Origin of the sequence: Acidovorax sp. Root402 (assembly GCF_001425125.1) — a bacterium.
Classification (GTDB): Bacteria; Pseudomonadota; Gammaproteobacteria; order Burkholderiales; family Burkholderiaceae_C; genus Acidovorax; species Acidovorax delafieldii.
Window position 1 is genome coordinate 161,173 of the sequence record NZ_LMDQ01000012.1, and the last position, 25,844, is coordinate 187,016.

Annotated in this window: 20 protein-coding genes; 2 read left to right on the top strand and 18 right to left on the bottom strand. The window is 61.9% G+C overall.

The window, feature by feature from the left end:
• Positions 1-270 precede the first annotated feature (270 nt).
• The 12 genes from ASC83_RS05845 to ASC83_RS23440 form a co-directional block, all read right to left on the bottom strand.
• Positions 271-1,470 carry an acetyl-CoA C-acyltransferase gene (locus ASC83_RS05845; RefSeq protein WP_056059402.1) on the bottom strand — a complete coding sequence of 400 codons (1,200 nt, stop codon included), beginning with the start codon at positions 1,468-1,470 and terminating at the stop codon, positions 271-273.
• Positions 1,471-1,482: 12 nt separating this feature from the next.
• Positions 1,483-1,992, bottom strand: a complete 510-nt coding sequence (locus tag ASC83_RS05850; RefSeq protein WP_056059404.1) for a DUF4442 domain-containing protein — start codon at positions 1,990-1,992, stop codon at positions 1,483-1,485.
• A gap of 32 nt (positions 1,993-2,024) precedes the next feature.
• Positions 2,025-4,427: a 3-hydroxyacyl-CoA dehydrogenase/enoyl-CoA hydratase family protein gene (locus ASC83_RS05855; RefSeq protein WP_056059406.1), complete on the bottom strand. Its 2,403-nt coding sequence runs from the start codon at positions 4,425-4,427 to the stop codon at positions 2,025-2,027.
• Positions 4,428-4,494: 67 nt separating this feature from the next.
• Positions 4,495-4,932, bottom strand: coding sequence for a DUF2147 domain-containing protein (locus tag ASC83_RS05860; protein WP_056059410.1), 438 nt, complete (start codon positions 4,930-4,932; stop codon positions 4,495-4,497).
• Positions 4,933-4,977: 45 nt separating this feature from the next.
• On the bottom strand, positions 4,978-6,774 hold the full coding sequence (locus ASC83_RS05865; protein ID WP_056059412.1) for an acyl-CoA dehydrogenase C-terminal domain-containing protein: 1,797 nt from the start codon (positions 6,772-6,774) through the stop codon (positions 4,978-4,980).
• A 4-nt stretch (positions 6,775-6,778) separates the two neighbouring features.
• A complete protein-coding gene (locus ASC83_RS05870; RefSeq protein WP_056059414.1) occupies positions 6,779-7,507 on the bottom strand; it encodes a TetR/AcrR family transcriptional regulator in 729 nt (242 codons plus the stop codon).
• Between the two features lie 149 nt (positions 7,508-7,656).
• Positions 7,657-8,319 carry a nucleoid occlusion factor SlmA gene (gene slmA, locus ASC83_RS05875; protein ID WP_056059416.1) on the bottom strand — a complete coding sequence of 221 codons (663 nt, stop codon included), beginning with the start codon at positions 8,317-8,319 and terminating at the stop codon, positions 7,657-7,659.
• A gap of 207 nt (positions 8,320-8,526) precedes the next feature.
• Positions 8,527-9,978 (bottom strand): sensor histidine kinase, encoded by a 1,452-nt coding sequence (locus tag ASC83_RS05880; RefSeq protein WP_056059418.1) that lies wholly within the window; start codon positions 9,976-9,978, stop codon positions 8,527-8,529.
• Between the two features lie 77 nt (positions 9,979-10,055).
• Positions 10,056-10,748 (bottom strand): response regulator transcription factor, encoded by a 693-nt coding sequence (locus ASC83_RS05885; protein WP_056059420.1) that lies wholly within the window; start codon positions 10,746-10,748, stop codon positions 10,056-10,058.
• A gap of 17 nt (positions 10,749-10,765) precedes the next feature.
• On the bottom strand, positions 10,766-11,656 hold the full coding sequence (argB, locus tag ASC83_RS05890; RefSeq protein ID WP_056059422.1) for an acetylglutamate kinase: 891 nt from the start codon (positions 11,654-11,656) through the stop codon (positions 10,766-10,768).
• Positions 11,657-11,732: 76 nt separating this feature from the next.
• Complete coding sequence (locus ASC83_RS05895; RefSeq protein WP_056059425.1) at positions 11,733-12,836, bottom strand: glycosyltransferase family 4 protein; 1,104 nt, start codon at positions 12,834-12,836, stop codon at positions 11,733-11,735.
• Positions 12,833-13,714, bottom strand: a complete 882-nt coding sequence (locus ASC83_RS23440; protein WP_369816947.1) for a glycosyltransferase — start codon at positions 13,712-13,714, stop codon at positions 12,833-12,835. The genes ASC83_RS05895 and ASC83_RS23440 overlap by 4 nt, the downstream gene beginning before the upstream one ends.
• Between ASC83_RS23440 and ASC83_RS05905 the strand changes: the two genes are divergently transcribed.
• On the top strand, positions 13,688-17,437 hold the full coding sequence (locus ASC83_RS05905; protein WP_056059429.1) for a methyltransferase domain-containing protein: 3,750 nt from the start codon (positions 13,688-13,690) through the stop codon (positions 17,435-17,437). The genes ASC83_RS23440 and ASC83_RS05905 overlap by 27 nt on opposite strands.
• 18 nt (positions 17,438-17,455) lie before the next feature.
• Entirely contained in the window at positions 17,456-18,763 is a 1,308-nt protein-coding gene (locus ASC83_RS05910) for a tetratricopeptide repeat protein (protein WP_056059431.1), read from the top strand.
• A 13-nt stretch (positions 18,764-18,776) separates the two neighbouring features.
• Here ASC83_RS05910 and ASC83_RS05915 read toward each other — a convergent pair whose 3' ends face one another.
• The 6 genes from ASC83_RS05915 to ASC83_RS05940 form a co-directional block, all read right to left on the bottom strand.
• Positions 18,777-19,646: a bifunctional 2-polyprenyl-6-hydroxyphenol methylase/3-demethylubiquinol 3-O-methyltransferase UbiG gene (locus ASC83_RS05915; protein WP_056059435.1), complete on the bottom strand. Its 870-nt coding sequence runs from the start codon at positions 19,644-19,646 to the stop codon at positions 18,777-18,779.
• Positions 19,647-19,763: 117 nt separating this feature from the next.
• Positions 19,764-20,657, bottom strand: coding sequence for a bifunctional 2-polyprenyl-6-hydroxyphenol methylase/3-demethylubiquinol 3-O-methyltransferase UbiG (locus ASC83_RS05920; protein WP_056059995.1), 894 nt, complete (start codon positions 20,655-20,657; stop codon positions 19,764-19,766).
• 172 nt (positions 20,658-20,829) lie between these two features.
• A complete protein-coding gene (locus ASC83_RS05925; protein ID WP_369816948.1) occupies positions 20,830-22,143 on the bottom strand; it encodes an ABC transporter ATP-binding protein in 1,314 nt (437 codons plus the stop codon).
• Positions 22,140-22,940: an ABC transporter permease gene (locus ASC83_RS05930; protein WP_056059437.1), complete on the bottom strand. Its 801-nt coding sequence runs from the start codon at positions 22,938-22,940 to the stop codon at positions 22,140-22,142. Before ASC83_RS05930 ends, ASC83_RS05925 begins: the two co-directional genes overlap by 4 nt.
• A 97-nt stretch (positions 22,941-23,037) precedes the next feature.
• Entirely contained in the window at positions 23,038-23,970 is a 933-nt protein-coding gene (locus tag ASC83_RS05935) for a peptidylprolyl isomerase (protein ID WP_056059439.1), read from the bottom strand.
• An 86-nt stretch (positions 23,971-24,056) separates the two neighbouring features.
• Entirely contained in the window at positions 24,057-25,814 is a 1,758-nt protein-coding gene (locus ASC83_RS05940) for a hypothetical protein (protein WP_056059441.1), read from the bottom strand.
• Positions 25,815-25,844 lie beyond the last annotated feature (30 nt).

Genomic DNA, 25,844 nt, shown 5'->3' on the forward strand with positions numbered 1-25,844 from the left:
TGTCTCCTTGTGTCGAACCGCTCTGCGTCGGCTTGAAAAGAAAACTATCGCTTGGCGGTGGCCTTGGCTTCGACAGGCTCAGCTCGAACGGTTGGGGGATAGCAACCAACTTCTTGTCCCCGCCCTCCCCGGCCTTCACACCCCGCTCTCCAGGGCGTAGCGAGCGGGATCAGCTGCTAGGCGGACGGAGCACAGGAACCGGAACGTACTTCCTGTACGTGAGGATTCCGAGCACCGCCCAACGACGCAGATGGCCCGCGCAGTAGCCAGTTACAACGCTTCGATGATGCCGGCGGCGCCTTGGCCGGTCCCTACGCACATCGTGACCATGCCGTACTTCAGCTTGTGCCGACGCAGCGCATGCACCACCGTCGCCGCACGGATCGCACCGGTAGCGCCCAGCGGGTGCCCCAATGCAATTGCGCCGCCCATGGGGTTCACGTTCGCAGGGTTCAGCCCCAGCGTATTGATGACGGCCAGCGACTGCGCCGCAAACGCTTCATTCAGCTCATACCAGCCAATGTCATCGCTCTTGAGACCCGCATAACGCAGGGCCGCAGGAATCGCTTCGATCGGGCCAATGCCCATGATCTCGGGCGGCACGCCGCGCGCGGCGTAGCTCACAAAACGCGCCAGGGGCGTCAGGCCAAACTGCTTCACCGCCTTTTCGCTGGCCACGATGAGCGCACCGGCACCATCGCTGGTCTGCGAGCTGTTGCCTGCCGTGACGCTGCCCCGTGCGGCAAACACGGGCTTGAGCTTGGCCAGGCCCTCCAGGGACGTATCAGGGCGGGGGCCTTCGTCCAGGCTCACGGTGCGGCGCTTTTCCACCACTTCGCCGGTAGCGAGGTTGGGCGAACGCTCCACGATTTCGAAGGGCGTGATTTCGTCGCTGAACTCACCGGACTTTTGCGCCTTGATGGCACGCAGGTGGGATTCGAGGGCAAACGCGTCTTGCGCTTCGCGGCTCACCTTCCACTGCTGGGCGACCTTTTCGGCGGTCAGGCCCATGCCGTAGGCGATGCCCACGTTTTCGTCCTTGGCAAAAATCTCGGCGTTGAACGAGGGCTTGTTGCCGCCCATGGGCACCAGGCTCATGGACTCAGCGCCACCGGCGATCAGCACGTCGGCCTCGCCCACGCGGATGCGGTCAGCCGCCATCTGCAGCGCGGTGATGCCCGATGCGCAGAAGCGGTTCACGGTCACGCCGCCCACGGGGTGGTCGAACGCCAGGCCCACAGCAATGCGGGCCATGTTCATGCCCTGCTCACCTTCGGGGAAGGAGCAGCCAATGATGGCGTCTTCAATCGCCTTGGGGTCCAGCGTGGGCACCTGCAGCATGGCGCTCTTGATGGCGGCGACCAGCAGGTCGTCAGGCCGGGTGTTCTTGAAATAGCCGCGGCCCGAGCGCCCAATGGGCGTGCGCGTGGCGGCGACGATGTAGGCGTCCTGGACTTGTTTTTGAGCCATGGTGAAACTCCTTCAATTCTTGGGGGGGCGGCTGGAAGGAACCCAGGCCCACGTAAATACACATTCGACCGGCTCCACACCGGCTTCGTCGGTCACGGTGACCTTCACCTGCACCTCGCCCTTGTCGCTGGCCCGCATGGCGGCGCGCTGCTCGGCGGTGAGCGTGGCCACGGCTTTGAGGCCGCCCGTGGCGCGCTTCTTGAACGCCATGCTCAGCTCCTTGGCCAGCGGCAGGCAGTCGTCGCGCACGTTCATGCCCACGACCATGCCGGTGGCCGTTTCGGCCAGCAGGTTCATGGCCGAGGCGTGCACACCACCAATGTGGTTTTGCACACGGTGCTCGTTGGCAAGATGCACTTCGACCCGCTCAGGCGTGAGCGACACGAACTTCACCCCGGCCGTGCCGGTAAAGGGCACAGCCCGGCGCAGGATGATGTTCTGCACGAACCCGCGCATGAAGGCGGGGGCCTCGTCCAGGCGCATCAGCGAGCGCTGCAATTTGTTGGGGGCGTGTTCGCTCATGTCGGTCTACCGGTTATCCATCGACGTCCGGATCAGTTGCGAACCGGCTTGCCGGTGGACAACATGCCCAGGATGCGCTCATGCGTCTTGGGCTGGGCGATCAGGTGACAGAACACCTTGCGCTCCAGCGTGAGCAGGTATTCCTCGCTCACCATCGAGCCAGCATCCACATCGCCGCCACAGACCACCTCGGCGATCATGGCGCCGATCTTGAAGTCATAGGCGCTGATGAAGCCGCCGTCGCGCATGTTCACCAGCTGGGCCTTGATGGTGGCCAGACCGCTGCGGCCCGCCACGGGGAACAGGCGCTTGTGCGGTGCACGCCAGCCGCTCGCGGCCATGGACTTGGCTTCGTTGATGGCCACAAACAGCAGCTCGTCCTTGTGGGGCACGATGATGTCGCTGTCCAGCAGGTAGCCCAACTTGCGCGATTCGAGTGCGCTGGTACCCACCTTGGCCATCGCGGCGGCGGTGAAGCCTTCGGTCAGGAAGGGCAGCAGGTCTTTGCTGGTGGAAGCGGCCATGTTCTCGGCCGCGCGGCGGGCGATATAGGTCAGGCCACCCGCGCCGGGCACCAAGCCCACGCCCACTTCGACCAGGCCAATGTAGCTTTCCATGTGCGCCACGCGCTTGGCCGAATACACAGCCAGCTCGCAGCCGCCGCCCAGCGCCATGCCGTGGATGGCAGCGACCACGGGCACCTGCGCGTAACGGATGCGCATCATCAGGTTTTGCAGCTCCTGCTCGATGCTTTCCACTGCATCGGCGCCGCCGACCATGAAGGCGGGCATGGTGGCTTCCAGGTCAGCCCCCACGCTGAAGGGGGCGTCGCCGGACCAGATCACCATTCCTTGGTACTCGGACTCGGCCAGTTCCAGCGCTTCCATCAGCGCTTCCATCACTTCGGGGCTGATGGCGTGCATCTTGTTCTTGATGCCGGCGATGAGGATTTGACCGTCCAGCGTCCACGTGCGCAGGGCTTTCGATTCAGCAATGGTGGTGCCAGCGGTACGCCAGTCGGGCAGGCTGGTTTCGCCCAACAGGGCCTCGGGGAAGATCTGGCGCTCGTACACGGGCAGCTGGCGGCGGGGCACAAACTTGTTCTGCGATGCACTCCACGAACCTTGCGCGGTGTGCACGCCACCGGCGTCGGCCACGGGGCCCTTGAACACCCACTCAGGCAGCGGTGCCTTGCACAGCGCTTTGCCAGCGTCGATGTCTTCCTGGATCATCTTCGCGACTTCGAGCCAACCGGCTTCTTGCCACAGCTCGAAGGGGCCCTGCTTCATGCCGAAGCCCCAGCGCATGGCCTGGTCCACGTCGCGGGCGTTGTCGGCGATGGTGCCCAGATGCACGGCAGCGTAGTGGAAGCTGTTGCGCAGGATGGCCCAGAGGAACTGGCCGGGCGCGCCTTCGGCGTTGCGCAGCAGGCGCAGGCGCTCGGCAGCGGGCTTCTTGAGCATACGGGCATACACCTCGTCGGCCTTCTGGCCGGCGGGCACGTACTCTTCGCTTTCCAGCTCAAAGCGCATCACATCGCGGCCGACCTTCTTGAAGAAACCGGCCTTGGTCTTCTGGCCCAGGTTGCCCAGCTCCAGCAGCTTTTTCAGCACGGCAGGCGTGCCAAAGCTTTCGTAGAAGGGGTCGGTCTCAATGCTCAGGTTGTCCTGCAGCGTCTTGATCACGTGGGCCATGGTGTCCAGACCCACCACGTCGGCGGTGCGGAAGGTGCCGCTGGATGCACGGCCGAGCTTCTTGCCCGTGAGGTCGTCCACCACGTCATAGGTCAGGCCGAAGTTCTCGACTTCCTTCATCGTGGCCAGCATGCCCGCGATGCCCACGCGGTTGGCCACGAAGTTGGGCGTGTCGTGCGCACGCACCACGCCCTTGCCCAGGCCGCTGGTCACAAAGGCTTCGAGCTGGTCCAGCACTTCAGGCTGGGTGGTGGGGGTGTTGATCAGTTCCACCAGCGTCATGTAGCGCGGGGGGTTGAAGAAGTGGATGCCGCAGAAACGGGGCTTGATGCTCTCGGGCAGCACTTCACTCAATTTGGTGATCGACAGGCCCGAGGTGTTGGACGCCAGGATGGCGTGCTTGGCCACGTGGGGCGCGATCTTGGTGTACAGGTCGAGCTTCCAGTCCATGCGCTCGGCAATGGCCTCGATCACGAGGTCGCATTCCTTGAGCAGGTGCATGTGCTCTTCGTAGTTGGCCTGCTGGATCAGCGCCGCGTCGTCGGCCACGCCCAGGGGCGAAGGCTTGAGCTTTTTCAGGCCTTCGACGGCCTTGGTGACGATGCCGTTCTTGGGGCCTTCCTTGGCGGGCAGGTCGAACAGCACCACGGGCACCTTCACGTTGACGAGGTGGGCGGCAATCTGCGCGCCCATCACGCCTGCGCCGAGTACGGCGACTTTTTTCACTTGGAATCGGGACATGGGTTGGGTTCCTGGTTGGGGCGTTGCGCAACACCGCAGGGGGCGCGCAAGGCCACGGGAATGGGGTTTACTGGACGCGGATCCAGGTTTGCGTGCGGCCGAACGGGCCGATCGAGCCCCGCACTTCAAGCTTCTTGCCGCCCTCGACGGGGGTCATGCGCAGGGTGTAGTTGCGGCCGTTCTCAGGGTCGAGAATCTTGCCGCCCTCCCACACCTCTTTGCCGTCGGCCTTCTTGGCGCCACGGATGATCTCCAAGCCCACCAAGGGCTTGCCCTTGCGGTCGTCGGAGCACTCCTCGCAGACATCCTCGGGCTTGGCGTCCTTGGACAGGCGCTTTTCCAGCGCTCCGTGCAGCACGCCGCCACCAATGTCGCGGATGCGGATCTCGGCCTTGGCCTCGCCGGTCTTGTCATCGATGTTGCGCCACAGGCCTTCGGGCGTCATCTGCGCCCAGGCCGGCAGCGCACCCGCTACCAAAACAATAGCTGCTACCGCTTTGAACATCTGCGCTCCCTAGCAAAAAGGCTTGAAATCCGCATCCGGCACCGATCAGGCCAGGGCCAGATCGGTGTCCATCAGCACCTTGCTGCCGGCACGGGCGGTGCGCATCAGCGTGGCGGTTTCGGGGAACAGCTTGGCGAAGTAGAAGCGCGCGGTCTGCAGCTTGGCGCCATAGAACGGGTCGGTGTTGCCGGCGGCGATCTCGCGCAGGGCGACCTGGGCCATGCGGGCGAACAGGTAGCCGAACACCAGGTGGCCGGCCACGCGCAGATAGTCCACCGCAGCAGCGCCCACTTCGTCGGGGTTTTGCATGCCCTTGAAGCCGATCTCGGTGGTGAACTTGGTCATCTGGTCGCCCAGCATGGCCACGGGGTTGATGAACTCGGCCATGCGCTCGTTCACGCCCTCTTCTTCCACCAGCTGGCTAATCAGCTTGCCCAGCTTTTTCAGCGTGGCGCCGTTGTTGCCCAGCACCTTGCGGCCCAGCAGGTCCAGCGACTGGATGGTGTTGGTGCCTTCGTAGATCATGTTGATGCGGTTGTCCCGCACGTATTGCTCCATGCCCCATTCCTTGATGAAGCCGTGGCCGCCGAAGACCTGCATGCACGCGTTGGTGCTGATGTGGCCGTTGTCGGTGATGAAGGCCTTGACGATGGGGGTCAGCAGGGCCACGAGTTCTTCGGAATCCTTGCGCACTTTTTCATCGGGGTGGCTGTGCACCTTGTCCAGCAACAGCGTGCAGAAGATCTGCAGCGCGCGGCCACCTTCGGCGTAGGCCTTGGCGGTGAGCAACATCTTGCGCACATCGGGGTGCACGATGATGGGGTCAGCATCCTTGTCCTTGGCCTTGGGGCCCGACAGGCTGCGCGACTGGATGCGGTCCTTGGCATAGGCCAGAGCGTTCTGGTAAGCCACTTCCGTCAGGCCCAGCGACTGGTTGCCCACGCCCAGGCGGGCAGCGTTCATCATCACAAACATGGCAGCCAGGCCCTTGTTGGGCTGGCCCACCATGGTGCCAATGGCGCCGTCGAGCGCGATCTGCGCGGTGGCGTTGCCGTGGATGCCCATCTTGTGTTCCAGGCCGGTACAGAAGATCGGGTTGCGCTCGCCCAGCGAGCCGTCGGCATTCACGTTGAACTTGGGCACCACAAACAGGCTGATGCCCTTGCTGCCCTTGGGCGCATCGGGCAGGCGGGCCAGCACCAGGTGAACGATGTTGGCGGCCATGTCGTGCTCGCCGGCGCTGATGAAGATCTTGTTGCCGGTGATCTTGTAGGTGCCGTCAGGCAGAGGCTCGGCCTTGGTGCGCATCAGGCCCAGGTCGGTACCGCAGTGGGGTTCGGTCAGGCACATGGTGCCGGTCCATTCGCCGCTGGTCAGCTTGGGCAGGTACAGGGCCTTCTGGGCGTCGGTGCCATGGGCGTGCAGGGCTTCGTAGGCGCCGTGCGACAGGCCGGGGTACATCGTCCAGGCCTGGTTGGCCGAGTTCAGCATCTCGTACAGGCACTGGTTCAGCACGAAGGGCAGGCCCTGGCCGCCGTAGGTGGGGTCGCAGCTCAGCGCCGCCCAGCCACCCTCGACATACTTGGCATAGGCGTCCTTGAAGCCGGTGGGGGTCTTCACTTCGTGCGTGGTCTTGTTCAGCACGCAGCCTTCGGTGTCGCCGCTGATGTTGAGCGGGAACGCGACTTCGGCGGCGAACTTGCCGGCTTCTTCGATCACGGCGTTGATGGTGTCCACATCCACTTCGGCGTGGGGTGGCATCGCCTTGAATTCATCACTGACCTTGAGCACTTCGTGCATGACGAATTGCATGTCGCGCAGGGGCGGCGTATAGGTAGGCATGGGTTTACTCCTTGGATGTGGTGGTTTGGTTGGAAACTTTGCGGCGCGCCACTGTGGGTGCCTTGGCGGCCACTGTTGGCGCGCTGTAACGCGCCAGAATGTTGTGAAAGCCCACGACGGCCCGGTCAATGGAGCCCGGGGTCTGCAGGAACCGCGCCTCGTAGTGCAGCGCGAGGATCAGGCCGTGGATCTCGAAGAGCATCTGCTCTTCCTTGGTGTCGGCACGCAGCTCGCCCAGTTCCTTGCACTGCTCGATGGCGCGGCGCATGGCGGCATGCCATGTCAGCACCGAGCTGGCGAGTGCATCGCGTACTGGGCCGGTGCGGTCATCAAACTCGACCGCGCCGCTGATGTAAATGCAGCCCGAGTCGATTTCGATGGAGGTGCGCTTCATCCAGTTGTCGAACAATGCCGACAAACGCGCCACGCCGCGTGGGGCAGACATGGCGGGATAGAACACCTCTTGCTCAAAACGGGTGTGGTATTCGCGGATCACGGAGATCTGCAGCTCTTCGCGGGAGCCAAAGTGGGCGAACACGCCCGACTTGCTCATGCCGGTGACGTCTGCGAGCGCCCCAATGGACAGGCCTTCCAGCCCGATGTGCGTGGCCAGGCCCAGCGCTGCCTCGACGATGGCCGCCTTGGTTTGCTGGCCTTTTTGCAGGGCGCGGCCGGTACCGCTGCGAGCGCGCGGGATGCGGGTGACCTGACGGGATTCGGGGGTGGAAGACATGGGCACGAATAAAAACGAACGTTCGTTCTATTCTGCAGCAAATTCCCTGCAGCCCCCAAGCCCCCGAAAAAAATAGGGAGACCCATCCAAACCACCCGTTGCAGCCGCGCCACCCCCGCCGTGACGCGCCGCCTCAACAGCGCGGACCGCTACAACATCAGCGCAAGGCTGGCTTCCAGGTGCTCGGTGGGCAGGCGCCGAAACCCCGAGCGGGCGTAGCACTGCAGGCGCCCGAGCAAAAAGGCCGTCAACACGCTGGCCGCCACCTGGGCATCGACTGTGGGCGTGCTGGATGCGGCGGTGCTAGCACGCAGGCACTGGCGCAGGGTGGATTCGATGCGGTCAAAGAACTGGTTCATGCGCTGCTGCAAGCGCTCGTGCTCGAACACCAGTGCGTCGCCCACCATGACCCGCACCATGCCCGGGTTGCGCTCGCCAAACTGCAGCACCAGCGCCACGATGCGCGCCGCCTGGCGCGCGCCCACGTCGGCAGGCTGTGTGGGGTCATGCACGTCGCGCCCCGTGATCTGCTGCACCAGTGTGAACACCGACTGCTCGATGAAATCAATCAAGCCCTCGAACATTTGCGCCTTGCTGGCGAAATGGCGGTACAGCGCCGCCTCGCTGACCGACAGGCGCGCGGCCAGCGCGGCAGTGGTGATGCGCTCGGCCCCAGGCTGCTCCAGCATGGCGGCCAGGGCCTGCAGGATCTGGACGCGCCGTTCCCCGGGCTTGGGCCGCTTGCGTGCAGCCGCAACATCACCCGCTTCGGCGGTACTGGCAGGCTCGGGGAGGGGCGAGATTTCAGACATGCAGGACAGGGACTCCGGTGGGGCCCTGCTGCCGGTACGCATGCCACTGGGCATGGTCGGATCACGGCAGGGCGTGGATCACGATGTCACATCTTGCCGCAGCCAGGAGGGGCCGGGCCGCCACCTGTTTGCACAAGTCAATCGTGTGTGGAAATGATTCTCGCACAGGCCCCTTGTCGGTCCGGACGGCCCGGGGACCCCGCACGACTACAGCGGAAACACCACCGTAACCAGCAGCCCGCGCCCCTGGGGGCCCGTGCCCAGCGTCAGTGCGGCACGGTGTACCCGGGCAATCTCGTCCGCAATGGCCAGGCCCAGGCCCGTGCCCTCGCCTCCCGCGCCGGGCACGCGGTAGAACCGCTGCAGCACGCGGGTACGCTCAGACTCCGGCACGCCAGGGCCGTCGTCCTCCACCTCCAAGTAGGGCCGGGGCGGGCCCGCGCGCCCCTGGCGCAGTCCGCAGCGGATGGTCACCACGCCCCCCGCAGGTGTGTATTTGATGGCGTTGTCCACCAGGTTGGACAGCAGCTCGCGCAGCAGCCAGCCATGGCCTGTCACATGCACCAGCTGGACATCGAGCCCGAGGTCCAGGCCCTTGCCGGTGGCTGCGTCCAAAAATGTTTCCAGCAGCGACTCGCACAGATCCTTGAGGTCAACCCGCTGCGGCGGCTGCGCGTCCAGGCTGCGGGCGTCCGCGCGAGACAACGCCAGCAGCTGGTGCGCCAGCTGCGAGGTGCGGCGCGTGGCGTTGCGCAGCTTCTCGATTTGATCTGCTCCCAAAACAATAGCGCCTTGTGCACGATCTTCATGCGCTAGCGGCATTTTTCGGTCGAAATCCGGGAATGACGTGCGTGGCGGCGCTGCCGCCTTGGCCATCATGGCCCAGGCCTCCACCTGGGCCTGCAAGCCCGCCAGCGGCGTGCGCAACTGGTGCGCCGCGTCGGCCACAAAACGCCGCTGCCCTTCGGCCTGTGCGTTGACCAGCGCAAACAGGCGGTTGAGCGAGTGCACCAGGGGCCGCACCTCGTCGGGCGAGGCGGCCTCGTCGATGGGGCTGAGATCGCGGGGAGAGCGGCGCTCCACCGCCTCCGCAAGCCCCACCAGGGGTTTGAAGGCCTGCCGCACCGCCCAATGGATTGCAAAACCCGCGGCAATCAGCAATACGAGGTTGGGCAACAACACCCTGAGGAGCAGTTGCTGCGCCCATTTCTGGCGAGGGTCCGACCCGTCGGCGAGGGCCACGACCAGCTCGCCCGCCCCCGTGCGCCCGCGTTGCGCCGCCACCCGGTACGTCACGCCGCCGAACTCCACGCTGTGGAACTCCGGGGCCTGTGTGGTGGGCACTGCGCCGTGTACCCAGCCCTCTCCGAGCAACAGGCGCCCCGAGGTATCGCGCACGCTGTAGGCTGCAAAGCCCGCGTTCTGGCGCAAAAACTCTTCGATGGGCGGCGCCAGCAGCAGCAGCGGTGGGTCGTTGTCGTGGATGGGCGGCGCCAGCACCGAATCGGCCAGCGCGGGCAGCAGCCGCACCAGACGCTGGTCGTGCTGGCCAGCCGCCTCGTCGGCCGACCGGTAGTCCAGCCAGACGCCTGCCAGCACCAGCACACACAGGGGCAGTACCAGCATCAGCAGCAGCCGGGTGCGCAGGTCCGATGTCATGGCGCGCAGGCCGGGCCGCCGGGAAGAGTTTTTCCAAAGCATGGCGAGGCGGCGAACTGGGCGCGGAGAATCCCTGCTCAGGTTGCCTGCAGTTCAAGCCGGTAGCCAAAGCCCCGTATGGACCGCAGCGCCACACCGTGGGGTTCCAGCTTGCCTCGCAGGCGCGAGACATACACCTCCACCGCGTTGGGGGTGATCTCCTTGTCCCACCCCGTCAGCGCTTGCAGCAGCTTGTCTTTGCTAGCAGGCTTGGGGGCGTTGATGAGCAGGTATTCGAGCACCGTCCACTCGCGCGGGCCCAGTTCGATGACCTGCTCGCCAGCCGGTGTGCGCATGCTGGCCCGGCGCCCGGCCGTGTCCAGCTCCAGCGGGCCAAAACTCAGCACGGCCGTGGTCGCGGCCTGGGAACGGCGCAACAGCGCACGCAGGCGCGCCAGCAGCTCGGGCAACTCGAACGGCTTGACCATGTAGTCATCCGCCCCCAGATCCAGCCCCTGCACCCGGTCATGCAGCGCGTCACGCGCCGTCAGGATCAAAACTGGCATCGCGGGGCTTGCCATGTCTGGGCGGCGCAGGCGGCGTGTCAGCTCCAGACCGTCCATGGCGGGCAGCCCGATGTCGATGATGGCTGCATCAAACGACTCGGCGCGCAGCACCTCTTCGGCCCGCTCGCCACTGCCCACCCAGTCCACCGCATAACCCGCATCGGTGAGCCCCAGCTTGATGCCGCTGGCCACCATCACATCGTCTTCGACCAACAGCAGACGCATGGAGACCTCACGCGGAGTCAGTGAGACCGGATCATGGTGCCGTAGGCCTGGTCAGTCAGGATCTCCAGCAGCATGGCATGGGGCACACGCCCGTCAATGATGTGCACCGCATTTACACCCGCCTTGGCGGCATCCAGCGCACCTGCAATCTTGGGCAGCATGCCGCCCGAGATGGTGCCGTCGGCAAACAGCTCGTCGATGCGGCGGGCTGTCAGGTCGGTCAACAGGTTGCCGGCCTTGTCGAGCACACCGGGGGTGTTGGTCAGCAGCATCAGCTTTTCAGCCTGCAACACCGTGGCCAGCTTGCTGGCCACCACATCCGCATTGATGTTGTAGCTTTCGTTGTTCTCGCCAAAGCCAATCGGGCTGATGACGGGAATGAACGCATCGTCTTGCAGCGCCTTCACCACGCTGGGGTCGATGGAAACGATGTCACCCACCTGGCCCACGTCGTGTTCGATGGTCGGATCCTTGCTGTCCACCATCTTGAGCTTTTGTGCGCGAATCATGCCGCCGTCACGGCCGGTCAAGCCCACGGCCTTGCCACCGGCTTGGTTGATCAGTCCCACGATGTCCTGCTGCACCTCGCCGGCCAGCACCCATTCGACCACTTCCATGGTCTCGGCATCGGTGACACGCATGCCCTGGATGAACTCGCCCTTCTTGCCCAGTCGGTTGAGCGCGGTTTCGATTTGCGGGCCGCCACCGTGCACCACCACCGGGTTCATGCCCACCAGCTTGAGAAGCACCACGTCCTCGGCAAAGTCGGCCTGCAGGGCCGGGTCCGTCATGGCGTTGCCGCCGTACTTGATCACCATGGTCTTGCCATGGAACTTGCGGATGTAAGGCAGCGCCTGGGCCAGGATTTCAGCCTTGTCGCGTGGGGCAATCGAAAGAAGGTCGGTCATGGAGGCGTGCCATCCGGAGAAAACTGTGAGGCGCAAATTGTGCCGCATTCGCCAGGCGCGCGAACACTAGAAGGCTTCAGTGGCGCAGCCAGTTCGGCACTTTGAACCGCACGATGGCCAGATAGGCCATGACATAGCTGACCACAAAAAGCCCGCAAAACGCCATGAGCAGGGGCGTGTTGTTCCAGAACAGCACTGCAGGCACCACCGTCAGAAGCGTAAAACCCCACAGATAGGGCGACGTACGGTTGTTGCGCATCAGCACCCGGCGGGACTCATCATCGTGAAACACCCCACGAACAATGCGGCGGTAGATGAGCTGGTGAAAATGCAGCGCATCGGCCACGCCCGGTGAAACGCCCCGCACCGCCTTACGGTAAATGGAGAAAATCGTCTCCCACACCGGGTAGATCAGCAGAAGCATCGGGAACCAAGGCGATACGTCCGCATTGCGCTGCACCAGCGAGATGCTGGCCATGGCAATCACCACGCCCCACACATAAGCCCCCCCATCTCCGGCAAACAACATGCCGCGCGGATAGTTCCAGACCAAAAAACCGCCTGTGGCTGCAGCAGTGGATACCAGCAGCGCAGCCAGCGCCCGGTCACCCACCTGCAGCGCCACGTGCGCCAAAGCGAGGCACACGATCAAGGCAACCATTCCCGCCAGCCCGTTGTAGCCGTCGATGATATTGAAGGCATGGGGCAGGCCTGCGACTGCAAGCACTACTATGGCGATGCCAAGCCAGGGGGCAGCAACCAGGACAGCATCAAGCCAGGGCCAGCCCAGGCGTGGCAGATTGATACCCAAAAGCCATACCGCCAATGCGCCAGATGCCCCGGTCAAAGTGAGGCGGTAACGCACTGAAAGGCGCTGGGTAAGGTCTTCCGCAATGCCGCCGATCACTGCGGGAAGCACGACCACCAGCCAGCCCGCCACCCAAAAGTCGAGCCGGAGGGAGCCAGGGTCTCCCCAATAGACGGACTGCAGTACGCCCAACGCCCACCCTACGGACGTACCCATCACCAACGCTGCGCCGCCCAATCGAGGAACATGTCCGAGGTGAAAGCGCTGGGGCATCGAATCGCTGTACACCGCCGCATGCTCCCGCCCCCATCTCACAATGAGCCCTGCAGCCAGCGCCGCAACCAAAAAGCCAACCACAGACAACCAAATCATGGAGCGCCGATGGTACCTTTGTCGGCAGACGCCGAAGTTAGCAACTGTAGCGCTCGGGCATAGACCGGCGAATTCCACAACCGCCATAGACTTTGGATGTGCCAGCCCAAATGCTTCAGGCTGCGCGAGCTGGCACGCTGCCCGGCGTGAATGACTTGAACCGGCGCTTTGGTCAAATGCAGCCCACGTAACCGCAACCTCAGGCAAAGGTCCACATCTTCGCAGTACATGAAATAGCGCTCATCGAACCCGCCCAAGGAGCGCCAAACGGCAGAAGGCAAAACCATGCAGGCAGCATTTACCCAATCCACCCGTATCTCCTGGCGGCCCATAAGCCTGCGGCGCAAAAGCGCAACGGGAGAGGGAACTTCGCGCTCACTGCCCTGTACCCGCCCCTCTGGATCGATCTGAACAGGATACGCACAACCGATGTTCGGCGCACAGCACGCTGAAACCAGCACTTGGAAGGGATCCTCGTGGCCTACCAACATCACGTCGGGGTTGAGAACGCACACAAACGGCTCAGTGACTGTGGCCAAAGCCCGATTGTGATTGGCGCCGAACCCGAGGGGTACCTCATTGACTACACGCAACAATTCAAATGGCCAGCCTCCTGCCGGAGGAACGGGCTCCGGCTCTGGCAGGTTCTGCGTCAGCACCACGCGGGATATGGAGGCTGCCGAAACCCGGGCCAACTGCAGCAACAGAGCATGGACCATGTCGCCATGTCCGTGACTGACCACAGAGACCACCAAACCAGGCTGAAACAAAGGCTGAATGACTGACATCGACCGGTATTGTCCCCTGCGCAGCGTGCGAAGTCGCCGTATCTGGCCCGTCATAATCGCCGGATGACGAATTCTATTGACGATCTGCACGTGTATTTGCGCTCCATCGCAGACGGGGAGCGCACCTCGCTGTCGGTCCTGGCCGGCCTGATCAGGCGCGGCGCCTGCGTGCTGGATCTGGGGTGTGGCAGCGGAGCTCTTGGGCAATATCTCAAGGAAACCCGCGATTGCACGACGGATGGTGTCACCCTCAGTCAAGCAGAGGCTGCGCATGCCCAACCCCACTATCGACAGGTGGAGGTGGCCGACCTAGAGACAGCCGACTTGCTCAGCATGTTCGGTACCAAGCAATATGACTACATCGTTTGCGCCGATGTTCTGGAACACCTCAAGCGGCCAGAGTCTGTTTTGCAGATGTGCCGCGAACTCCTAACGCCAGAAGGCCGATTACTCATATCGGTGCCCAATGCCGCTTACAGCGGGCTTCTGGCTGAATTACTGGAAGGGGAGTTCCGCTACCGAGAGGAAGGCCTGCTCGATCGCACCCACCTGCGATTCTTCACGCGCCGCTCGCTAGTGAGGTTTCTGTCCGAACAGCGCTGGGATCTGGACGCTGTCGATACCATCACCAGGCAATTGCCCGACTCGGAATTTCAGGTGGCCTTTGATCGCCTGCCACCCAATGTCGCCCGCTACCTGCTCGGCATTCCCGATGCCCTGACCTACCAGTTCATAGGCGTTGCACGGCCTGTGACATATGTGCCGATCGCCGAACACGCTCCCACTGACCTTGATGCTGCAAACGCACTCTTCACCGCACAGCTGTATATAGGGCGACATGATGGCTATGCGGAAAGTGACAAGCTCAGCGCCACTGGCGTCATTGGCTCCGAGCATCAAACCGTAAGCTTTCAAATACCCGCGGTTGGCGAGGCCATCACACGGCTCAGACTCGACCCAGCAGACCGAGCTGGTTTTTTGCACTTGTACGGCATCACCCTGCGCAACGAGCAAGGCGATGCCCTTTGGCAGTGGTCGGCAGACACCTCCAGCCGCACCTTGCTGGCGTCCACCCCCCACAGCCAAATTGCCTGGCAAGCCCCTATGCCACCAGCGTCCGGCGCAAGCTTGCTACTTCTCACCGGCACTGACCCCTGGCTGGAGCTGCCCATCCCCGCCGAGGCTCTTGCGTCTGCCAGCCTCTCGGGCGCGCGGCTGGACGTTGAACTGGGCTGGCCCATGTCTGCCGACTATCTGGCGCTGTCCAGTACGGTAAAACCGCTGGGAGACCGCATCGACCTACTGGAGAGCCGTGCCCGTGATGCACAGAGCCGGATAGAGCAACAGCAGAACCAACTACAGGCGGTGAGTGGCAGAGCCAGCCTTCTAGAAGAAAGCAATAAGGCACTTGCACAGCAACGCGCCATGTGGCAGCAGGAAGCTACTCGCCTGAACAAGGACTACCAAGCACTGGCCGACCACCTCAAGACCATAGAAAACTCCACCGTGTTCAGAGCCACCCGCCCCCTGGTCCACGCCAAGATGCACATTGATCGATTGCTGGGCCGCGTCCCGGCACCCGTGCAACCCGCAGAGCCTGCACCCGTGCCACTGGCGCCAAGCACTCATCCTGTAGACGTTATCGTGCCCGTATACCGAGGACTGGCCGATACACAACTGTGTATTGATTCAGCCCTGGCAAGCCAATGCGAAACGCCTTGGCGCCTGATCGTCATCAACGACGCCAGCCCGGAACCAGAAGTCACCGAATGGCTGCGGGAACGTGCACAGCAAGACAGCCGCATCACGCTGCTGGAAAACCCGGAAAATCTGGGCTTTGTAGGAACGGTGAACCGAGGCATGTCGCTGAGCGACAGCCACGATGTGTTGCTACTCAACAGCGATACTGAGGTCGCCAATGATTGGCTCGACCGTATTCGCCGCGCAGCCTACGGAGACCAGAAGGTAGGCTCGGTTACGCCGTTTTCCAACAACGCCACGATCTGCAGCTACCCTCGTTTTTGCAAGGACAACGCCTTGCCGCCGGACTACGACACGGCACGGCTGGACGCACTGTGTGCGCAAACCAATCCGGGCGCTGTGGTGGACGTGCCTACCGGTGTCGGGTTTTGTATGTACATCCGCCGCGACTGCCTGCAGCAGGTGGGACTGTTTGACACAGAGAACTTCGGCAAGGGTTACGGCGAAGAAAACGACTTCTGCCAACGTGCGGCAAAGGCGGGCTGGCGCAATCTCCATTTGCTAGACACCTTTGTGCTGCACACCGGTGGCGTGAGCTTTGGCGACAGCAAAAGCCCGCGCGAGCGGGCCGCCATGGAAACCCTGCGACGCCTGCACCCCCGCTACGAGCGCGAGGTCATGGCATTTGTGCAGGCAGATCCGGCGCAACCCTATCGCCTCGCGCTGGATATGGCACGCATACAGCGGGCTCAACGCCCCGTCGTGCTGGCTGTGCTGCACGACAGGGCGGGCGGCACCCTTCGCCATGTGCGCGAACTCGCGCAACATTTGAGTGACCAAGCGACCTTCCTCACACTCACGCCCGCACCAGACCAGCGCGTACGCCTGGAACTGGCTGGCAAGGATGAAGGCTTTGAACTCTTGTTCCGGCTCTCCGACCAGTTCGCAGACCTCGTTCAGGTGCTCAGTATCTTGGGTGTGCGGCATATCCACTACCACCATATCCTTGGCCATGATCCGCTGGTTCTGGACCTGCCAGCACAGTTGGGGGTGGACTATGACTTCACCGCGCACGACTACTACAGCTATTGCGCTCACATCTCCCTGACGGGCAGCGACAACCGATTTGCTGGGGAACCCGCCCCTGGGCAATGCGCTTGTTGCTCCCCGCATGACCCCGCCCCCATGGGCAACGGCACGGTGGCGGACTGGCGACACCGCAACCGTCACTTTTTGACTAGCGCTCGCCTGGTTATCGCCCCCAGCGCAGACACTGCACGGCGCATCGCTGCATTTGCCCCCAGCGCGCGTGTGCGGGCCATTCCCCACACGGACATGGCCACGCCTGGCAGCAAGGGAACGCCACTGCCGCTGGCCAAAAATTTGGCCCCGGACGCACCACTCAAAGTGGTGGTCCTCGGCGCACTCAGTGCCATCAAGGGTGCTGACGTGCTTGAAGCAGCGGCCCAGGAAGCCGCCAGAACAGGTGCGCCTGTGGAGTTCCATCTGCTCGGCTATGGCTACCGCCACCTGCAAACCCAGCCACGCGCACGGCTTACCGTACATGGCGCCTACCAGGACGAGGACTTGCCGGGACTGCTGGCTTGGCTGCAACCCGACATAGTCTGGTTCCCCGCCCTCTGGCCTGAGACCTACAGCTATACGCTCAGCGCCGCTTTGCAGGCAGGCTTGCCGGTGGCCGTTCCGGACATCGGCGCATTTGCAGAACGCATTGTTGGCAGGCCTTGGAGCTGGGTTTGTCCGTGGGACCAGGAAGGAAAGCAATGGGTGCGCTTTTTCACAGCTTTGCGTGCCGAGCATTTCGTGCCTGGCTTGCCGCCAGCAACCACGTTCGCACAACCTGTACCTGATAGCAGCGCGCCCTGGACATACCAGCACGACTATTTGATGGGCATGTCGGCCAAAGCAGACGCGCAGCCACCATTGGCTGCCGCGTTGCTAGCCCAATACCTGGCACCCAAGGGCGCGTCAGCACGTGCTGAGGCACTGAACGCACTCGCTTACCTGCGTTCGCTCCCTCTGCTGCGCACTGCAGCCCGCCGTATTCCTGCGCACTGGCAGCGTCGAATCAAGAATTGGCTGCAAAAGTAAATTACTTCAATCACCACCATGAACAGTATTTCCGACCCCAACCTTCCGCTCATCGAAGCCGCCCGCACGCTGATAGAGCAAGGCCAACTTGCTCAGGCTGCCGACGCGCTCAATCAAGCACGAGCCCAATTCCCCAACGACCCACGCGTATACATGATGGCAGGGGTCATGTCAGAAAAAGCTGGCAATGTGGCCGGAGCGTTTCAACTCATGCAAACCGGGCTGTCGCTCGCCCCCAACTGGGCTCCCGGAATTATTGTGCTGGCGCAGTTGCAGGCCAGACAGGGTCAGTATGAAGAAGCGAGCGAGAACGCCGCCACAGCGCTTCAACTTGACAGCGAGAGCCGCGTCGTGCTGGATGGTGCAATTGACGTCGCACAACTCACTGGTGACTTCGCCCTCGCTGTGCGCCGTATCCGGCAAGGCCTGGCCCGGCAACCCTCCGATGCCAAGTTGCGAATGATGCTCGCCTCCGCCCTGGGTCAGATGGAGCAGTATGACGAGGCCCTTGCTCTCTGGGACGGGCTCATTGCAGACTCTCCCGAGGATCGCGCAGCGCTCGAAGGGCGCATGCACATGCTCTTGATTGCAGGGCGTCTGGAAGAAGCTGCTCTCGCAACAGCCCATCTGCGAGCGCTCGACCCCACCAATCCCGTCTACGCCTACTACGAAGAGCGCGCACAAGGACAAACTCCAGCACACCAGCCCACCGAACTCAACCGGCAACTTTTCGACAACGCTGCACATTTTTTCGACGCCCAGCTGGTCCAGGGCTTGAACTACAGGCTGCCACAGCAGATTGCCAAGAAAATCATCGCTTTTTATCCGGACAGAAAGCTCAACCTGCTCGACTTAGGCTGCGGAACAGGACTGCTGGGGGCCCAACTGGGCAGGCTACAAGGTCGCCTGGCGGGCGTGGATTTATCCCCAAAAATGCTTGATCAGGCACGCCGCTACAACCTGTACGACACATTGACCGTCGCTGACCTGCACGACGCACTCAGCGAGGCTGAAGCTACGTCCTACGATGTAGTCGTTGCACTGGATGTCTGCGTGTATGTGGGCGACTTGAGTAAAGTCATTCCCGCAGTGTGGCGCACCCTGGTGCCAGGTGGAAGACTGTTTTTCTCATGCGAAAGTGGGCCAGAGGATGGACCTGACCTCGTCCTGAATCGGTCTACTGAACGGTACGTCCACAAGCGCAGTCATGTCGAGAGCCTGTGCCGGGATGCCGGATTTGTGGTGGAAGTCGAAAACACCGTACTGCGTACCCAAAAGGGCCAGCCCGCACATGGCTTTGTAGTCATGGCACGCAAGCCCTCGTGAACGACTTGTCTTCCTAAGCACCCTTGCGTAACAGCAAAAAAATCTCATTGTTGCGCAGCACTGATTCACTGTATTGCACAAGTAATTGCTGCGGTGGCAGCAGGTCTACGCTGCGTCGCTCCTGTTGCTCCACCACGAAACCAGCCTGACGCACAAGATCCACCAGTTCATCCGCCGTCAAGCGGTTGAGCTGTTGGTACTCCTTGAATACGAAGCGTTTGTAGCCGTCTACGCCAAAGTCAGCAAACCCAAAGTCGACTTCCTCCGCGTTGATCGGCCCTTCGTGGGCTTCGATGGTGGACCACAGCACCTCTTCGGGCACCAGCAAATGGTGCCACGGCACTTCGTCATAGCGGCGCAGGTGCGATCCATAGGGTGAATGGAACAACGGTTCGATCTGCAAGAAAAACACCCCCCCCTGGCGTAAACAGGCGTGCAGATCCTGCAAGATCGGCAGCAACTGGTCGCGCTGCACATGTTCGAAAGTAGACCAGCTCATAATGCCATCGATACCCGAATGGCGATCCGACAGGCGCGCGCCCGGCGCGATGGTCTCAAACGTCAGCGCAGCCGGGATACGGCGCATGCCCAGTTGCTCGCTGGCAATGCGCGGCAGTTTGGTGTATTCCCTGCGAATATCGATGCCATGAATGGCAGTAGCGCCGTGACGCAGCACCAGAGACAAATCGGTAATGCCATCGCCGCAGCCAAAATTTAGCAGTCTTGCAGTGCGCATATCAAGCGCGCTGCCCATCCACTGGTGGACCACGTTGGCGGCGTAATCGAAATGCGCCCGAAACCACTCGTCACTGATGCGCTCTGCATCCCATGGAGCCATACCCCACAGCCGCTCCTGCAACTTTAACCACCAACTATTGTTCATTGCTTCTCCAGGGATAGCACTGTGATCCATCGCTTCCTACGTTCCCGCAGCAGCACCATGTTGCAAGCAGTCTGGGCTGCTTGGCCACACTACCAACGCTCCACCCAAGTGCTCCTTTCACGGTTTGCGCAGCACGTAAGCGTCCTGGTGGTTCCAGAAATGAACTGGTGCCTTGTGCACCAGCCTGTCGGCCCCCACTGTTTCGGCAATGCGCGCAAGGACAAACGCCTCTGAGGTAAAAGTGGTGCCGTATTCCTGCTCGTCGATGGCAGTGGACTCGCTGGAAGCCGCAAAAAAATAGCCATCCTCGTCCAGCGTCACATGATCAAAGTCGGCCGCTTTGATACCGTGGGTGCTGAACACCAGCAGCCCGCCAGGGGCAACCGCTTCGTACAACACCTTGAGCCAACGCGACCACGTCGCGCTTGGCAAATGGCTGAAGAGAGACAACACAAATACCAAGTCATAGCGGGCAGGCCATTGCACACTCTCAGGCACGCTGGTCGACAAGAAGCCATCAACACCGAACGTGCTACGAGAAAACTCCACCGCATTCGGCACTACATCCGACACCACGACCCGCGAAGAACCCAGCGCCTTGACCAAGTGCCGGGTGAACCGGCCATGGCCGCTGGCGAATTCCAACACGCGGGGTGTCCTCAATAGTGGCTGGTCCACCGCCTCCAGCAGCAGCATCAGCTCCGACAAAGTTCTCCAGCCGTCCGCGAGGTAGTCGCGCAGTGGGTTACGGCTTGAGTGGTGACTTCGAAAGAAGCCGAAAATGTCGTCTTGCTCAGAGATGGTGCAGTTCAGCCCCATGACGTTGTTGAAGGATCCGATCAGGTCATTCGCCTCTATGAGTGCGTGGGCGGCCAGCACCACATCGCGTTCATCGCGCGCACGCACCAGCACTTGCGCTGCAGCCTCCCTGTCGCCCCGTGCCAGCAGCTCACGCCCCTCTCGTAGCAGTTGTTGGCCAAGGGTGGATGTCGATGTTGGAAGAACTGTCATGGTGTTGGAATGCGCGAGAAACCACAGATTATCGGGGAGCAGCTGGAAGATGCCGACTCGGGAGCGCAGGACAGGTGCACGCTGCAAGCGCGACATCCTGCGCCTTGGTGCTTTGACAGCCCCGCTGTACGCAAATGAGTCAGCCGAGGATCTGCGGGAGAGTCTGCGGGCGTCAACTCCAGCGGTGGGGCAGCCGCACCAAACCAGGTAGCGGCTTGGGGAAAATGAAGCGGAAGTGCAAAAACTGAAACCACTGGTCATACACTGCCAGCCCCGTTTCGTCGAACAAAAAAGCACTGATCACATAGTCGCCGCTGTGTAGAGGGAGATCCGGGAAGGTCAGGACGGATTGCCAGGTGCCGTCGTCAAGTTGGACAGGCACTGCTCCATCTTCGTGCGTAGCAAGTGATGTGATGCCCACGCCCTTTGACTGCTCGATCATGAACCCGATATTCGGGCGCTCCATCCCCCGCCCTCGGGCACGGATGGTCACCACCAGATCATGGCCTTGGAGCACCGGCGGCTGGTCGCCCACCGCATCATTGAGGTGCGCCACATCCACCGACAGAATGCAGGCACTGCCGCCATCACTTGCCGCCTTTGGGGCGGTGAAATGCCGCGACTGGTCAGCCATTGAACCATCTGGAGGATGCCCTGCACCAGCACCTTCGGTCACAGCTGGCACGGGCCCACCAGGAGCGTCGCCCTCGGCCGCGGCTTCACGCGCTCGCGTGTGTACGTCGTACGCGGCAAGCACCGCCTCTGTATTGCCGAACTGCTCCACCCGGCCCCCTTTGAGCCAGAGTGCCCGGTCGCACAGATGGCGAATGTGGTAGGGGCTGTGTGAACAGAACAGGATGGTGCAGCCGCTGTTACGAAACGCCGTGATGCGCTCGACACACTTTTTCTGAAAATTCTGATCCCCTACGGCCAGCGCTTCGTCGATGATCAGAACGTCGGGCTGCACAGCAGTCACCAGGGCAAAAGCCAAGCGCACGGTCATGCCCGACGAATAGGTTTTTACCGGCCGGTCCAGCGCCTCACCCAGTTCGCAGAAATCGATGATTTCAGGCTCCAGGCGCGCCATCTCATCATGATTGATACCGATCAGGCTGCCCGCGAAGTAAAGATTGTCGCGGCCGCTGAAGTCGGGGTGAAAGCCAGCGCCCAGCTCCAGAATGGCAGTCACCCGGCCTACGCGATCAATACGCCCATGGCTGGGCTGCAAAGTACCCGCCAACAGTTTGAGCAAAGTGCTTTTGCCTGCACCGTTGTCACCGATCACACCAATACATTCGCCACGCCGCAATTCAAACGACACATCGCTCAGTGCCCAGTGGCTGCGGTGGGTGGCTTTGCCCGTCAACAGCGCACGCAGCCTGGCCCGGGGGGTGGGATAAAGCTTGTATTCTTTAGCTACGCCAGCCACTGACAGCACGGTGTCAGGCACCACGCTCGGCGTATTGGGGGAGTTTTTGGTGCTCACAACCAGTCCACCAATTGGTCACGGCTGCGGGCCACCAAGGCGTTCAGCACCACTGACAGTGCACACACCCACACAAGCGTTGCGCACCATACGCTCCACTGGGGCCACAGACCTTGCAGCAGCACTTGCTGATATCCCATGACCAGACCCGTCATCGGGTTGAGCCATAGTACCCAGCGCCAGGCTTGGGGAAAGAGCTGAATGGGAAACAGAATGGGTGACAGATAGATGCCCACGGAGAGCAGAAAGCCCACCAGCTGCGCAACGTCTCGCAGCGCCGCAGCCAGTATGGCCAGTGCGTAACCCAGCACCATGCACAACAGCATTTGCAGCAGCAGCAAAGGCAGCAGAGCCAGGATGGCTGGCTTCAGCCCATGCGCAGGAATGTAGGCCACCGCTACCAGCAGCAGCAACGGGCCATAAATAGAGAAGCTGGCCAACACTGAGCGTGACGTAAACAGAACAGGTGGCAGAGGGTTCTTGTGCAACAGGCTGCCAGCGTCGATCAAGCTGGTCATGCCGCGCTGTACGGCATCGCAAAACGCCATCCACGGCAAGGCGCCAACTACCAGATACGCGCCAACGGCCCTTGTAGGGGCCTGCTCGCCCAGGCGCATGCCAAACACCACATCAAACACTAGGTAGTACGCAGCCACAGTGAGCAGTGGCTGCAGATAGGGCCAGACAATGCCCAGTGCCGTACCGGAGTGGCGTGAAGCCACCTCCCGGCGCGTGAGCACCCACACCAATGTGCGCGCACGCCACAGCGCGCGCGCTTCGCTCCAGAGAATATTCATCAGAAGAAGGTTGCAGGCGGACAGCCGCCCACCGTGGCTCGTCTGGCCTTGGCTTCAGGCGATTAGGCCTTGGGCAATTGGCCGCCCGCTACCCATATTACTTGGCTGGCACCGGGATGCTAGCTCCTTTGGCGTAGCCTGCCGCAAAGTCTTCAATGGCCTTGGCATTGGGCTCCACACCGTCTTGCAGCTTTTGTGCTGCCTTCACGCGAGCATCTTGCGTGACGCTGGCGCGCACTTCCTTGAGCAACTCATCTTTCACCTCGTCGAAGGAGCGATTGCTTGGCGGCTTGCGGTCTTCCAACTGGATGATGTGGTATCCAAACTGGGTTTCCACCACACCACTGAGGTCGCCTTTTTTCTTGAGATCAAAGACAGCTTCATCAAAGGCGGGCACCATCCGGCCCTTTGGGAACAAACCCAGATCGCCGCCACGAGCTGCACTGCCCTTGTCGGTGGAGTGCTCTTCTGCCAGCTTGGCGAAATCCCCACCCTTCTTGATGTCCGCAAGCAATTTTTCGGCTTTGGCACGCGATTCCGGGGTGACCCCTCCAATGAGAATGTGCCGCGCTTGTACCTGCTCGCCCACCTGGAAGCGTTCAGGCTTCGCACGGTAAATGCTGCGAGCCATTTCAAGGGCGGCAGCATCGCTGGGTGCCGCCTGCTGATCAATGCGCGCCAGCATCATGTCAGACAGAACCTTGTCGCGCGCCAGTTGCAGCATGGCAACCACCTGCGGGTCCTTGTCCAGTCCTTCCTTCAAGGCCTGCTGGCCCAGGGCACGGCGCACATACATATTCATGGCCACTTGGCTCACGCTCTGCTTGTTGCCCAGCACCATAGGGCGCATTTCCGCGGGCATGCGCATCAGTGCATCTGCCTCCAGATCAACGCTGGTGATGGCAAATTTCCCGCCCTGAGTCAAGGGCACAGGGCCCGCTGCCTGGGCCATCGAACCACAGGCGAGCAAAGCAGCAGCCAAGGTAATACCGCGCAGCGGCGAGATGCAAGTTGTAGTCAGAAGCTTCATGGATAAAAAGGAGATATGAAATGAAAAAAAGGCGGGGAATCCCCCGCCTTTTTTGGATCGCGTTGCCGCGATTAAGTGCCCACGAATTACTTCGTGTAGCGGTGTGGCCAAGAGATACCGTAGGTACCCGACACGCCAACACCAGCTTGTGGGTTGGTCAGCTTGATGAAGGAGTTACCCAGCAGTGGCAGACCTTGAGCAGCGTTGGTCGTGTCGATCACGCCCCAGCCGTTCGTGTAGATGCCGGAAGTGATGGTGCTACGAGCAACCGAAGCGCCCAACACGGAGTTGCCCGTGTCAGAGAAGGCCAGCACGCTGACTTCGCCGCAGAATGCAACGGAGCTGGCGGTACCAGGCGAGAACACTGGACCTGCAGTAGCAGAGGTTTCTTCACGGTCGAAGAACTTCTGACCATCGGCGTACACGCAGATGTTACCGTTGGTATCCACAGTGGTGTTGCCACCAGCCTTGTAGGTACCGCCGCCAGTAGCGTAAACAGCACCATTCACCGCTGGATAGAACCACTCACCAGCTTGCGTGGCGGAAGCGTTCAAGTCAGTGAACAGACGGTACTTTGCGTTGGACGACGTTGGGCCGGTAGCGCCGCTCGTGCCGGTCACAGCTGCGTAGTTGGCAGCCACGTTGTAACGACGTGCAGGCATGGAGAACACCCAGTCGGTCTTCGCGGTGATCGATGCGTCCAGAGCGTACTGGTTGGTCACCGACTTCACAGCCAGGGCCGACAGCAGACTCGTGGCTTGTGCCAGCGTGTTAGCCGAGTTAGCCGCGCCGAAGAAAGGCGTAGACAGGTCAGGTGCGTCGTAGTTCAGCATGGGCAGCGTAGCGGCAGCGACAGCAGCACCCGTTGCATCGAACACGTTCAGAGCACGGAACAGCGGGTCAGCCGTCACGCCGTCTGCGCCGTTGGCGTTCAGCGTAACCAGGGCATTGCCCAGCTGCGCGAAGTGACGGAAGTTGGCCACACCGTTCACACCACCAGCAGTGTTGGCAGCAATAGCAGTTGCAGCACCCGAGAACACGGTGGTTTGGGGCACATTGATGATGTACCAGTCACCCATCAGGCCGCCGGTGGGGCTGTCCAGACCAGCAGCAGCCACTTGAGCTTCAGTGGTGTAGTCAGCGATAGCAGCTGCGTTCAGAGTCGAACGAGCGGTAGAGCCAGCAACGGAGCAAGGAGCCACACCAGACACGTGCTTGGTAGCAGTGTACAGAGGGGAACGGTTAGGACCAGCAGCATTCAGGGCACCGTTGGTGTCGAATGCCTTCAGAGCCGTGATGTCAGCCACGTTGAACACTTCCACGTAACCTTCGCGGGTCAGTGCAGTGCGCTGAGCTTCCGTCAGGTAGCCAGGCAGGCGGCTGGTGGAGTTGTTGAAGGACTGGGTGGTCAGCGCAGGCACCGTGCAGGTGTTGTCTGCAGTGGTGATTTGGGCCAGGCCATTGGCATCAGCCGTCACAGCAGCCGTCCACACGTCGCCAGGCGACAGGAAAACCTGGAAGTCCAGCAGGTCGTCAGAGTTGGAAGCGGAGCGGAAACGCACCTTGGCGACCTTACCGTTGGTTTGGTCGGTGTTGGTGATGTGCAGAACGGTCATGTTGCCGTTTTGCGCATTGAAGTAAGGCACCACCAGAGCGTGGCCCACACCACCAGCCGTCACAGCCAGGGCAGCTGCCGTTGGCTTGGCAATAATCTTGCCAGCATAGGTAGTCGCAGTTTGAGGACCAGCATCGGTGCCAACAACCACGTCAGCCGACGCGACACCCGCGAAGCCCAGGCCACCAATCATGGCAGCAATGCTCAGGGCCATCACATTTTTTTTCATACAAGAACTCCAGTTAAAAAGTTGGTAAGC

Coding starts and splice junctions, on each gene's coding strand:
- ASC83_RS05855 (WP_056059406.1), bottom strand. CDS start 4,427: ATGTCCCGATTCCAAGTGAAAAAAGTCGCCGTACTCGGCGCAGGCGTG.
- ASC83_RS05930 (WP_056059437.1), bottom strand. CDS start 22,940: ATGAATATTCTCTGGAGCGAAGCGCGCGCGCTGTGGCGTGCGCGCACA.
- ASC83_RS05940 (WP_056059441.1), bottom strand. CDS start 25,814: ATGAAAAAAAATGTGATGGCCCTGAGCATTGCTGCCATGATTGGTGGC.
- ASC83_RS05860 (WP_056059410.1), bottom strand. CDS start 4,932: ATGTTCAAAGCGGTAGCAGCTATTGTTTTGGTAGCGGGTGCGCTGCCG.
- ASC83_RS05870 (WP_056059414.1), bottom strand. CDS start 7,507: ATGTCTTCCACCCCCGAATCCCGTCAGGTCACCCGCATCCCGCGCGCT.
- ASC83_RS05915 (WP_056059435.1), bottom strand. CDS start 19,646: ATGAACAATAGTTGGTGGTTAAAGTTGCAGGAGCGGCTGTGGGGTATG.
- ASC83_RS05920 (WP_056059995.1), bottom strand. CDS start 20,657: ATGACAGTTCTTCCAACATCGACATCCACCCTTGGCCAACAACTGCTA.
- ASC83_RS05910 (WP_056059431.1), top strand. CDS start 17,456: ATGAACAGTATTTCCGACCCCAACCTTCCGCTCATCGAAGCCGCCCGC.
- ASC83_RS05895 (WP_056059425.1), bottom strand. CDS start 12,836: ATGATTTGGTTGTCTGTGGTTGGCTTTTTGGTTGCGGCGCTGGCTGCA.
- slmA (WP_056059416.1), bottom strand. CDS start 8,319: ATGTCTGAAATCTCGCCCCTCCCCGAGCCTGCCAGTACCGCCGAAGCG.
- ASC83_RS05935 (WP_056059439.1), bottom strand. CDS start 23,970: ATGAAGCTTCTGACTACAACTTGCATCTCGCCGCTGCGCGGTATTACC.
- ASC83_RS05885 (WP_056059420.1), bottom strand. CDS start 10,748: ATGCGTCTGCTGTTGGTCGAAGACGATGTGATGGTGGCCAGCGGCATC.
- ASC83_RS05850 (WP_056059404.1), bottom strand. CDS start 1,992: ATGAGCGAACACGCCCCCAACAAATTGCAGCGCTCGCTGATGCGCCTG.
- ASC83_RS05905 (WP_056059429.1), top strand. CDS start 13,688: ATGACGAATTCTATTGACGATCTGCACGTGTATTTGCGCTCCATCGCA.
- ASC83_RS05865 (WP_056059412.1), bottom strand. CDS start 6,774: ATGCCTACCTATACGCCGCCCCTGCGCGACATGCAATTCGTCATGCAC.
- ASC83_RS05880 (WP_056059418.1), bottom strand. CDS start 9,978: ATGACATCGGACCTGCGCACCCGGCTGCTGCTGATGCTGGTACTGCCC.
- ASC83_RS05845 (WP_056059402.1), bottom strand. CDS start 1,470: ATGGCTCAAAAACAAGTCCAGGACGCCTACATCGTCGCCGCCACGCGC.
- argB (WP_056059422.1), bottom strand. CDS start 11,656: ATGACCGACCTTCTTTCGATTGCCCCACGCGACAAGGCTGAAATCCTG.